This is a genomic window from Thermophagus sp. OGC60D27 (assembly GCF_052400625.1).
Taxonomy (GTDB): Bacteria; Bacteroidota; Bacteroidia; order Bacteroidales; family Marinilabiliaceae; genus Thermophagus.
Genome location: NZ_JBQTGH010000002.1, coordinates 73,686 through 85,584, shown reverse-complemented (window position 1 = coordinate 85,584; position 11,899 = coordinate 73,686). Strand labels below are relative to the sequence as shown.

Here is an 11,899-nt window from a genome sequence, read left to right as displayed (position 1 = left end):
ATGAAGTATGCCAATTGATGATCGTTTGTAGGTACTGTTTAATAGGTTAATGTTGTTTGCTTTTTTGTGTCAATTCCACGGTTCCCGATTTGGAAACAGGTACCAAAGTAAAAGAATAGCTGTACGCTTTTTCGGGATCCAGTTGGTATTTTTCAAGCGGTTGTGCCCCCCAACTGTTAACTCCCCCCACGCCACGCTGTCCGTAATCGAGGTTCCAGCGAATCAGATTGCGTTCTTTGACTGAAGCAATGTGTTTTTGCTCCTCATGAACTGGTCCATATTCGTAGCCTGTTGTGGCATCAAAGTCAGCCGTTAGATATGGCATGGCCGTCATTTCAAACCCTTCCTTGGGATGTTCTTTTGAAATGGCCATTAGCCCAATCCCTTTTCGATTGGTAAGGGCAGCCCATCGCACATCTGTCTTGTTCCCATTTTCCTGCGGACGCTCATAGGGTTCTAATTGGTTGGAAACGGATGATTTGTAGAGCCCGACGAAAGCAGAAGCTTTGCGGTCCACATAGTTTTCCCAGGGGCCGCGCCCGAACCAGGTTAGTTGATCAAACTCGCGTGGAAGTAACAAGACCATTCCGACTCTTGGGATGTCACTTTTTTCGGTTGTAGAGGCCGATAGTCTGTTTTTTAATGTCACGCTGCCATCGCCATGAATGATGTAGGAGGTGTAAAATAGACTGTTTACAGCCGGTAAGTTCCATACTACATTTACCAGATATTCTCCCAAATGGTTTTTTTCGACATTTATTTTCGATAAATGTTGTTCGTGGGTAGCTTTTTTCCAGTTTATGTTATTCCGGGGCATTCCTGCACCAAAATCATTATCGTTGGGAGCCCTCCAAAAATCCGGTGCTGGGCCGCCGTCGGCCTTTAATAAGTCTGTTTTGTTCAGACGATATCTAATAATCCGTCCGTTTTGTTTGTCAATTGAAAGTTCGATGTCGCCTGCCTGAAAGACAAAAGCGTTCACCGATTCTAACATTTTTACGCCGCTTTGGGGCATCCTCTTTTCCTCCGTTTTGGCTTCCCAAGGCAATTTTATTTGTTCTCGTGCCACAATATGACCGGCCGGAACAAGACCCGTTGGTGCCCGATTGGAGGCCTCCATCTCGAGGAAGTATTCGGTATTAGGGGCTATCTGAACTCCGGAGATGTCAAAAGAGATGGTTTCACCCTGATGGGGAGCCGTTTCTAAAACAGGAAGATGAATGGTTTTGAGGGTTTTCCCATCGGCTTTGATGTATGCGGTAATTTTAAAGTTTCTCAGGTTCGAGAAATCATAGCGGTTTTCTACCAGTAGCTTTGCAACCGTATCATTCAACCGTAACGGCTGGAAGGTGATCCATTCATGTGCTTTTTTGGCCTCAAACAGGCCTGGTTTGGGTTTACGGTCGGCACTTACTATCCCGTTGAGCAGGAAATTACCATCGCTGGGCATGTCTGTACCAAAATAACCACCATATGCAAAAATCTTTTGGCCGTGATCGTTGGTTACATGGATCCCCTGATCTACCCAGTCCCATATAAAACCGCCTTGTAGCTGAGGATATTGGTTAATAACATCCCAGTAATCTTGAAAGTTGCCCATGCTGTTGCCCATGGCGTGAGCATATTCTGATGGGATAAAGGGACGGTCCAACAGCTTCTGCCCAAACCACTCAAAGGTTGCCGGGTCGGGGTACTGGGGAACAATAATATCGGTGTTCCAGTCGAAGTCGAGCGCATAGCGACTCCCAATTTCGGTGCGTTCGTATTGAACGGGGCGTTGGCTGCGATCCAGCGCTTTTATGGCTTGGTATCCGGCATAGAAATTAACGCCGTTACCTCCTTCGTTGCCCATTGACCAGATGATGACAGAAGGGTGGTTCTTATCCCGTTCTACCATTCGGGTCATGCGTTCAACATGTGCTTTCTCCCATAGCGGATCTTTGGCCAAAGAACGCTCGCCATAGCCCATCCCGTGAGACTCAATATTGGCTTCATCCACGATATACAGTCCATATTCATCGCACAATTCATACCATCGTTCTGCCTGAGGGTAGTGGGCCAAACGTACCGCATTGATGTTGTTTTGTTTCATCAGTTTTATGTCGCGTAGCCACATCTCCTCATCCATGACATGCCCTCTTTCGGGATGGTGTTCGTGCAAATTGACGCCTTTAATTGTTATGGGTACTCCGTTTATGAGTAATTGCCCGCGTTTGATTTCTACAGATCGGAATCCGATATTGCGAACAATACTTTCCATTGGGATTCCCTCTTCGTTAGATAAGGTAATAAGTAGTTTGTAAAGCTTCGGTTGCTCGGCATTCCATGGTCGGATATTCGCCAAAGAAGCATGGAATTCGGCGGTTCTTTCACTGCCTTTGGGAATGGTCAAAGACTGTTCTCGGGTCAATAACAATTTTTCTTTATCGAATAAAGAGAGGGACAACAATATGTTTTGGTTTTCGAAAACATGGTTTTTGATATCCACATACAGATCAAGGAGCCCATGATTGTAACCATCATTCAGGGTCGATACCACCTCTAAATCCCGGATGCGGGTCTTGGGTCTGCAATAGATTTCCACATCTCTTTCAATGCCGGAAATACGCCAAAAATCCTGACATTCCAGATAGCTTCCGTCACTCCATCGATAAACTTCAAGGGCCACCGTATTGGTTTGTCCCGGGGTTACAAATTGGGTGATATCAAATTCGGCCGGCAGTTTGCTTCCTTGGCTGTAGCCTACCTTGCGACCGTTAATCCAGATATAAAAAGCTGACTTGACAGCCCCCAGATGAATAAAGATTTGACGGTTTTCCCATTCCTTTGGTATCTCAAAGGTTCTGCGGTAGGATCCAACAGGGTTAAAGTCGTGAGGCACCCTTGGCGGTTCTGGTCCTTTCTTCAGTTCTGTGATGGGCGTTCTGGGATCTGCAAATTCGTATTTTATATTGACATAAATCGGAATTCCAAAACCTTCTATTTCCCAGTTCCCGGGGACTTTTATTTCTGCCCAGTTACTGACGTCATAAGAATCTTCATAGAAATGAATTGGTCTTTCATCAGGGGATTGGGAAAAATGAAATTTCCATTGCCCGTTGAGGGTGCGCGAAAAGGGAGATGGTTCTCCTGATAACGCTTTCTCAGGGGAAGGGTAGGCGGTAAAGGAGGCTCTGGCGGGTTCTTTATTGATTTCGGTGATTAACGGATTCTCCCACTCTTTGGGTGAGGTGGATTGCCCATTTAATACCAAAAAGTGATTGAAAAGTAGTAAAACTGGAAATATGGTTTTCATAAATATGTGAATTACAAGAATATTGGTCCAAAATTGACCAGTCTTTAATTTTTTAAAACAAAATTGAGATGCCAATCCATTGGGGAGCATCTGTTTATTTCTTATTCAATACCCCAATCTCGGCTGCCGAAATCCATGCTTCTTCAAAAGCCCCTTCGTGCGATATGAATTTAAAGAACCTCCCGCTATAGGTTTGATCGAATTTTACTTCTTGCTGAATGGGATTGTTGGCGATATTTCCGAACTCTCCGTGTTGGATAATCTTTTTCCATTTTTTCCCATCGGCACTTAGCCAAAAAGAGTATCTGGCAATGGTGCCGCTTTTGATCTCATCGATTCTTGGGGTATAATAAAATCCTTCTATTGGGATGCTTTCTCCCATGTCAACGGTTAGGTGGTGAGGATGCGATTTTACCTTATCGCTCCAGGGGGTGTGCCACATGGTAGATTCGTTTCCGTCAATGGCATTTTCTGCCGGATAGCCACTATGCTGGTCGCTAAAGTCAACCACTTTCCATTTAGATTGGTTGATATGGAAGCTCTTTGTCACGACCTCACTTTGTTCCTTAAAATGGTTGATGAAAATTCGGGCTTTGACAATCCCGCCATCCTTAAGTAAAAAAGGGCCTTCATATTTCAAAGAAGAGGGCGTGGGATCTGATCCGTCCAGCGTATATCGGATGACGGGGTTGGGGCTTTCGCCGGTGATGGTTACCAATCCGGTTTTGTTTCTGAGAATGATGGGATCGGATAATAGTTCCGGTGCACGATAGAGCCCCAAGTTTGCAATGATGGCTTTGTCACGGCTTTCTTCAATAATAATGCGAATTTTTGAGGTGGTGGTTTCGGGTAGTCGCAACAGCTTTTTGTAGCCTATAGTCGTTGAAGACGCAACGGATTTCCACTGATTATCAGTCCATATTTCAACGCTGAATTTTTCCACCCGCTGACCTTTCGTAATATCTTCCTGAAGCAGGATGACATTGAAGGTTTTGGCACCATTGAGATTGATCTCGGCCGATGCAGGATGTTTAGCTGCAATCCATGTATTCCCCATTATATTGTTGTCGGATGGAATGGTTTGTGAGGAAGTGGTCTTCGAAAAGACTGCTCCTTCCAGCATATTCTCTGAAAAAGTATGGTCGAGATAAGTTTTGAATTCCTTTAAACGTTTTGCATCATTCTCATGAATGAGTCCGCGTTGGTCGGGAGGAACGTTTAGAAGCAGGACTGCATTCATACCCACTGAATTGAAGTAAATGTCGATCAGTTTGGCGAGAGATTTAACCCGGTGATCCTCTTCGGGGTGATAAAACCAGCCGGGGCGGATAGAGACATCCACTTCGGCAGGATACCAAAAGAGGTGATTGGCTTTCTCAATTAAGCTTCGGCTCCCCAAATCGGGTGATTGCGCATTGATTCCCAGCTGTTCGTTGATGGCTTTCATTCTGGGTGTACCGCCTGGGGCAAGGGCCGTAACACTCCATTCTGTTTCGCGGCCATACCCGGTTTCTGTGCCTACCCAACGTACGTCCTCGCCCATTATGGCTATAACGGCCTGTGGCTGGAGCTCTTCTATTTTTTCATAATAGGCCTTCCAATCATATTCTTGCTTTTTCCCGTTGGGGCCTTCGCCGTTGGCTCCATCAAACCATACTTCATCCACTTGCCCGTACCATGTAAGAAGCTCTGTTAGTTGCTCCAGAAAATATTGGTTATAGGCCGGTGAATCGCCATAGCATTGAGCGTGGCGATCCCATGGCGAAAGATAGATCCCGAATTTCAGGCCCAAGGCTTTACAGGCATTTTTCACTTCCCGCACGACGTCTCCCTTGCCATCTTTCCAAGGGGAGGAGGCTACCGAGTGCGATGTGGTTTGGGTCGGCCAGAGACAAAAGCCGTCGTGATGTTTGGCCGTAACAATGACCATTTGCATGCCGCCTTCTTTTAGGCTTTTGACCCATTGATGGGCATCAAACTCTGTGGGGTTGAACAGTTGGGGAGATTCGGTTCCGTCGCCCCATTCCCGTCCGGTAAATGTGTTGATGCCGAAGTGAATGAATGCGGTCATTTCCAGTTTTTGCCAATCCAGTTGTTTTTGGGTTGGGACTACTCGGGCTGCTTTGTGAATCTTGCTTTGGAGTGATTCTCCTTCTGCGAAGGCTACCTGATTTTGGTAGTATTTTTCATTTTGGCAAGCGCTGAAGAGGATCGAAATAAGGAGGAGAATCCTAAGTGGTACTTTGGTTGCTATCATAACTGTTCAGTCTGTGGTTTGTCGGAAGTCTTAAAAGAATGAAATATTTACTATTGAAAGTCAAACTTAATAAAAAAACAAATAAAAGATATTTTGTTTTGAGTAAAAAATAGACGAAGATCTATGGTGTCAGAAACGAAAAAGCTACAGGAATTACGTTCATTTCCGGATTCCTGTAGCTTTTTATTAGTGCCTTAAGATCATTCGTCCTTCTGCAATAATGATTACCAACCCGGATTTTGAGTTAGCTTTTTATTGATATCCATATCTCTTTGAGGTATGGCCCAGAGATAATCTTTTTCCGGATCGAATTGTCTTTCTTCAATCAGTTTATGTTTTCCGTAGTTTTCATCTTCCGGATTCCAGTAGTTTAAGATGCCATAAACAGGGCCGGGCATAACTTCCTCCGCAATTCCCCATCTTCTGATATCAAATAAACGATGTTCTTCCATGGCGAATTCTACGCGTCTCTCTCTTCTTAAGATAGTCCTAAGTTCGTCTTGACTGGTGGTTGTAACCGCCGGTAATTGTACCGATTCTCTTCCTCTAACTTCATTGATGGCGTCTAACACTGATTGATCAATTTCTCCCAGTTCAATTTTTGCTTCGGCGTAGGTCAGTAGAACCTCTGCATATCGGATAACAATAATATCATTGGTTGAATTGCCATCCCAACCACCATCGATTACAGCCGGTATGTATTTCTTGTAATAGTATCCTGAGTAGGAGGCATTATTTTTGCCTAATCCGTCCGGGGAATTGGGATCAGTAATGTCTACGATGCTTCCGTTTACTTCACTTCCGGGGACCACAATGGTCATTTTTAGCCGTGGATCTCTGTTTTCAAATGGATTTTCAGGATCATAAAACACAGATTCATCTATGGTTTTACCATCTGTACATTCATAGGCATTTACCAGTGATTGAAGAGGAACTACTTCCGACCATCCTCCGACAAAAGGCCCACCAACCCAAGTTGCAATCGCGTTTTTATGGGTTTCTATATACTGGGCTGCAAGGATGATTTCTTTGCTTTCTTCATTGGTCCCGTTAAATAGACTTTCATAATCGGGATCAATAATGTATCCATCGGTCATTTTCATTACTTGTTGAGCCGCATCGGCCGCATCTTTGTAATTCTTGTTGTAAAGGTCTATTCTGGCCTTTAATGCCAATGCCGCTCCTTTGCTAATTCTTCCTTTTTCGGTAACCTCTGAAGATTCGGGCAAATCATCTGCTATGGAAGCAAGGTCTTGTGAAATAAAGTCCATCACATCGGCGGCGCTGGTTCGTTCCACATTATACTCTGCCGGGCCGTTGGGCAGGGAGGTAATGAGCGGAACATCGCCGTAAAGGCCTACTAATTGTTGGTAAGCATAGGCACGAATGACTTTTACTTCTGCTACCATTCTGTTGCGGTCATCAGGATTTATATTGGGTACGTTATCTATGTTGTCAATGACATTATTGCAGGCAGCAATAGCTTGATAATAAAAAGACCAGAAGTGAGAGAATGTGCCAAGACTTGCGGTGGCAGATCCGTTTCCGGCATAAAGAATGTCGCACGGCCAGTTGGACCATGCGTAACTGTCATCTGTTGCACATGTCAGAAAGGTTTTCCACCAGTCATCACCTAAAAACTGATAACAGCCTACGACTGCTTTTCCCGCATTGGATGTAGTTGCCCAATAAGTTTGATTGGTCAAGGCGTTAGTAGGTTGTTTTTCCAGGAAATCTTCACTGCAGGAGAATGCCAATAAAGCGATGAAGAGGGAATAAAATATAGAAGTTTTAATATTCATAACTTTTGGATTTTTTCGATTAAAAATCAATATTAACACCAATTGTATAGACTTTTACTTGAGGATAATAGCGGCTGTCCTGTGGGTTTTCCGGGTCGATACCATAGTCGTTTAGTTTGGACCATGTCAGCAGGTTTTGTCCGCCGAGGTAAAGTCTGCATCTGCTTATGCCAACTTTGTTACTGAGAGTTTCAGGAAGGGTATAGCCCAGCTGCATGTTTTTCAACCTTAGGTAAGCCCCGCTTTCTATCCAAAAAGAAGAGGATACATAGTTGTGCCCATAAGAGGAAAGTCTAGGAAACGATGCCTCTTTGTTGGTTTCTGTCCAACTGTCATTATGAATTTCTTTGAAATTTCCATCCTGACTGATGGGGGGACGATTTGACTGAACCGTATTTACATCTACTTTCCCAACGCCCTGAAGAAAGGCAGAAAAATCAAATTGTTTATACGCGGCAGAGAAGTTAAGACCATAAGTATATCTGGGAATACTGCTTCCGATAATGGTGCGGTCTTCTGCATTTATCTGATCGTCATCGCCCGAAATATTTTTATACATTAAATCGCCAGGTGCAATGGTCCCCGGCTGTTGAGCATGATTGTCAATTTCCTGTTGTGACTGGAAAATACCTTCTGCGATGTAGCCGTAAAAAGCCCCAATGGGATAGCCTTCATGGTAGGCCAGGATGCGATTGTCGTTATCTTGATCTTCCCAATTAGAGTCTTTTAGGTCGGTAATTTTGTTTTTTACATCGGATAGGTTAAATTGGATTTCATATTTGAAGTCTTCAATTTTTCCTTTGTATCCTAAGGCCAGTTCCCATCCTTTGTTTTCAACGCTTCCCGCATTTTGATAAGGCGCATTTTGTCCAACAGTTGAAGGAATGGGGATCTCAATAAGTATATCCTTTGTGTCTTTGACATAATATTCAAACGCAAAATCAATTTTTCCTCTTAATAGGATGGCGTCGATTCCAAAGTTGGTAATTTGTGTGCGTTCCCAACTGATTTCCGAGTTGGCAGCATCAATCATTCTGGCGCCGGATGTCAATTGGCTTCCAAAAGGATAATTGTATCCCAATTGCATTACCGATTGATAGGGATAGTATCCGATTTCCTGGTTTCCTAATTCGCCCCATGATGCTCTGACTTTTAAGTCATCAATGAAGTCAACATTGTTCATGAATGATTCCTGGGTTATTCTCCATCCAACCGAAAACGACGGAAAAACTCCCCAACGGTTATTTTCAGAGAATCTGGAGGAACCATCTCTTCTGATGTTTGCTTCGAATAAATACTTATTGTCCAAAGAGTAGTTCAATCTTCCGAAATAGGATAGAAGACTATAGCCGTATGAGTATCCGTCATTCTCTTGAGAGGATGGGGTTCCTGCTGCAAGTTCATCAATAACATCTAATGAACCATTGTTACGGAGGGCAGAAAGATAATCTGTATCGTCGTTTACACGGGATATCCCAGCAAGAACTCCCAATGAGTGAATACCCAATTGCTTGTCATAGCTTAATAACCCCTGGAGATTTGTATGTAGGGTCTTGTAATTTTGCTTAACAATTTTATCTGTACCTTTTATTACTTCTGTTTTGGAAAAGAAGTCTGTATAAGCGAGGGATTTTTCGTATAAAGAATTAAAAGAAAGGCCATACCTCACCATTGCATTTCCTTCTATATTCAGGCCATCCAACAGTTCGTATTTGAGTTTGAAGTTACCGTCGAAGGCATCCTCTTTGTAATCGTAGTTGCCTCCTTCTTCCTGCAAACGAACCGGGTTTCCGTCTCCTCTGGAAATGCCCCATGTTCCGTCGGAATAGTTTACTGGCAAGGTGGGATTTGATTTTATGGCTTGATTGAATTGAAACCAGATGCCGCCAGCATCTCCCTGTGGTTCGGTTCTGTCGGATAGTTTAGCAGCCAGGTCAGCCTGAAAGGTAAAATGATCGTTGAAATTGACGTCGCTGTTCAATCGTACCGTCAGACGTTCATAATTGGCCTTTTTGATAAGCCCTTTCTGTTGAAGGTAGTTTGATGAGAACCTATATTTTGCATTGTCACTTCCCCCACTTATGCTAACGCTATGCTGCTGCTGAAATCCTGAGCCTTGGAGTATTTCATCGATCCATTTTACATCGGGATACAGGTCTGTATTGCGGTTGGGATTATCGTATGCGGCAATCTCGGCACCGGAAAATATAGCGGCTCCCCCTGAATTGATGTGGAGAAGATTGACTAAGCTCATGTATTCCTGGGCTCCAACAAAGTCCGGCAATTGAGTTGGTCTTTGAACGCCGGAATACCCATTATAAGAGACTTTAATCTCTTTGTCTTTACCCCTTTGGGTGGTTATTAGAATGACGCCATTGGCAGCCCGAACCCCGTAAATGGACGAAGCAGCTGCATCTTTAAGGACAGAAATGGATTCTATGTCGTTAACGTCGATATCGTTGATGTTATATTCCATTCCGTCAACCAGCACCAACGGATCATTGTTGTTTAATGTTCCAACCCCTCTGATTCTGATGGCGCCTGCATCATTACCCGGTTGTCCCGAAGATTGCGTGACGGTTACTCCCGGCGCAAGGCCTTGTAAAGCTACCGATGTCTGGGCTACAGGTCTTCCGGTAAGTTCTTCTCCTTCCAATGAAGAAACTGCGCCAATTACATTTACTTTTTTCTTAATTCCATACCCAACGGCGACGACTTCATCTAACCCGATTATTTCTTCAGACATAACAATCTGGAAGGATGTTTTTTGGCCTAATGAAACTTCCATTGTTTTCATTCCAATAAAAGAAAAAACCAGAGTTTCAGCATCCTGTGGGATGTTGAGAGAAAAATTTCCATTAACATCCGTAATGGCTCCCATGGTCGTTCCTTTGATGGCGACAGAGACGCCCGGGATGGGCAACCCTGTATTGTCGGTTACAGTTCCATTGATGGTTTTGTTTTGTCCACTCTGTAAGGTATCAGACTTGTAGGTGCTTATGGCAATGTATTTGTCGAAAACCCTATACGAGAGATCCATTTTGGATAATAATACATCCAAAATCTCGAATATTGTCGCATCCTGGAAATTAATATCAAAACTTTTTTCGTTTTGCAGATCTTCGCTTTTGTAGAAAAAATGATAATCGGTTTCGCTTTCGATCTTATCCAGGATTACTTTTAAAGACGATTTCTCCATTTTTAGATTAATCTTGGTATCCTGAGCATAAGTCGAAAGGGCTAAAACCTGACCTATACTAATGGTTATAAATAATAGCGTAAGTTTCATTATTTTCAGTAGTTTATTGTAGCCGCTGGCTACCCCTTTTCGATGTTTTTTCATACCTTCGTAATGTTTTGGATTAATAAATTCTTTTTTACTAGAAGAATAATTCAAAATGATTGAAACGTTTTAGTTTCAGAGAGTCGGTGAAATACTGGTACTATTTTTCCGGCTCTTTCTTTTTTCATAGATTTTTTTTCATTGGCTTCTTTTTTTTATATGTACAACATTAGGTTCTAAGTGTTTTATTTCCATGTTCGTATCGATGTTCGCCGTATAATTTAAAATTTCGAGTAACTGATCAATGGGTTTGTTCTTGAGAATGGCTCCGGTATATTTGATGTTTTTCAGAGAAGGATCATCAAAAACTATTATTATATTAAACCAGGCTTCAATTTTAGATGCAATCATTTCCAGAGATTCATCTTCAAAATAGATAACTCCATCTTTCCACGAGGTGTATAGTTTGGTGTCAACAGAGGATGATATTTTGATTTTTTTTGATTTTTTGTTAAAAACAGCTCTTTCATGAGGTTTTAGTTTGGTAATCCTTTTGCCCTCATTGTTTTCTATACAAATACTTCCTTTTACCAGGGTGATATCTATGGTTTTGGCGTTGGGAAGAGCTTCAACGTTAAAGCTTGTTCCAAGCACCTTTACCCTTAATTCAGAAGTATTCACTATGAAGGGGCTGCCTTTGCGGGTGGAGACATCAAAGAAGGCTTCGCCAGATAATTCAACCTTTCTGGCACCTGATCCGAAATCGGAAGGATACTTAAGGGTTGACCCGGAATTTAGCCAAACATGGGTTTGGTCGGCCAGTATTAATTCAGCCGATTCCCCATAAGGCACTACAATCTTATTTAATTTAACCCCATAGCCCAATAGAGTGTTCTTTATTGGTTGGAACAAAACACCACCGATCAGAAAAACTAGTATCAGGATGGCCGCATATTTCGTAATCTCATAAATCCTGAATTTTTTATAAAGAGGAATAGTGGAGCGTTGATTGTTTTGAATTTTATCAAAATTTAAAAAGTATTTATATGCCTGTCGGTTTTTTAAATGGTTGAATTCTTCCCGGTTCGTTTCACTTGCCTCGATCCAATTCATTATTTCTTCAATCTCTTTTTTGTTGGTTAGAGAGTGATTGGCAAATTTTTCTAGCTTTTGTTTATTCATATATATTATGTTCTAAGTATTAAGTACGGTTTATGCCCCTTACCCCTAAGAATATTTTTGAAAAAAACTAAAAAATATTT

Annotated in this window: 5 protein-coding genes; all 5 read right to left on the bottom strand. The window is 42.6% G+C overall.

Annotated features, from left to right (window positions below; genetic code table 11):
* Window positions 1-46 precede the first annotated feature (46 nt).
* A complete protein-coding gene (locus ACT29H_RS02500; protein ID WP_444820016.1) occupies window positions 47-3,295 on the bottom strand; it encodes a glycoside hydrolase family 2 TIM barrel-domain containing protein in 3,249 nt (1,082 codons plus the stop codon).
* Between the two features lie 94 nt (window positions 3,296-3,389).
* Complete coding sequence (locus ACT29H_RS02495; RefSeq protein ID WP_444820015.1) at window positions 3,390-5,552, bottom strand: alpha-L-fucosidase; 2,163 nt, start codon at window positions 5,550-5,552, stop codon at window positions 3,390-3,392.
* A gap of 224 nt (window positions 5,553-5,776) precedes the next feature.
* The gene (locus ACT29H_RS02490) at window positions 5,777-7,354 is read right to left on the bottom strand and encodes a RagB/SusD family nutrient uptake outer membrane protein (RefSeq protein ID WP_444820014.1); all 1,578 of its coding nucleotides are present in this window, start codon (window positions 7,352-7,354) and stop codon (window positions 5,777-5,779) included.
* Window positions 7,355-7,373: 19 nt separating this feature from the next.
* On the bottom strand, window positions 7,374-10,697 hold the full coding sequence (locus tag ACT29H_RS02485; protein ID WP_444820013.1) for a TonB-dependent receptor: 3,324 nt from the start codon (window positions 10,695-10,697) through the stop codon (window positions 7,374-7,376).
* Between the two features lie 138 nt (window positions 10,698-10,835).
* A complete protein-coding gene (locus ACT29H_RS02480) occupies window positions 10,836-11,819 on the bottom strand; it encodes a FecR family protein (protein ID WP_444820012.1) in 984 nt (327 codons plus the stop codon).
* Window positions 11,820-11,899: the final 80 nt, after the last annotated feature.

Bases quoted from the DNA above. Each gene is read 5' to 3' on its own strand.
- ACT29H_RS02480 (WP_444820012.1), bottom strand. From the start codon at position 11,819: ATGAATAAACAAAAGCTAGAAAAATTTGCCAATCACTCTCTAACCAAC.
- ACT29H_RS02485 (WP_444820013.1), bottom strand. From the start codon at position 10,697: ATGAAAAAACATCGAAAAGGGGTAGCCAGCGGCTACAATAAACTACTG.
- ACT29H_RS02495 (WP_444820015.1), bottom strand. From the start codon at position 5,552: ATGATAGCAACCAAAGTACCACTTAGGATTCTCCTCCTTATTTCGATC.
- ACT29H_RS02490 (WP_444820014.1), bottom strand. From the start codon at position 7,354: ATGAATATTAAAACTTCTATATTTTATTCCCTCTTCATCGCTTTATTG.
- ACT29H_RS02500 (WP_444820016.1), bottom strand. From the start codon at position 3,295: ATGAAAACCATATTTCCAGTTTTACTACTTTTCAATCACTTTTTGGTA.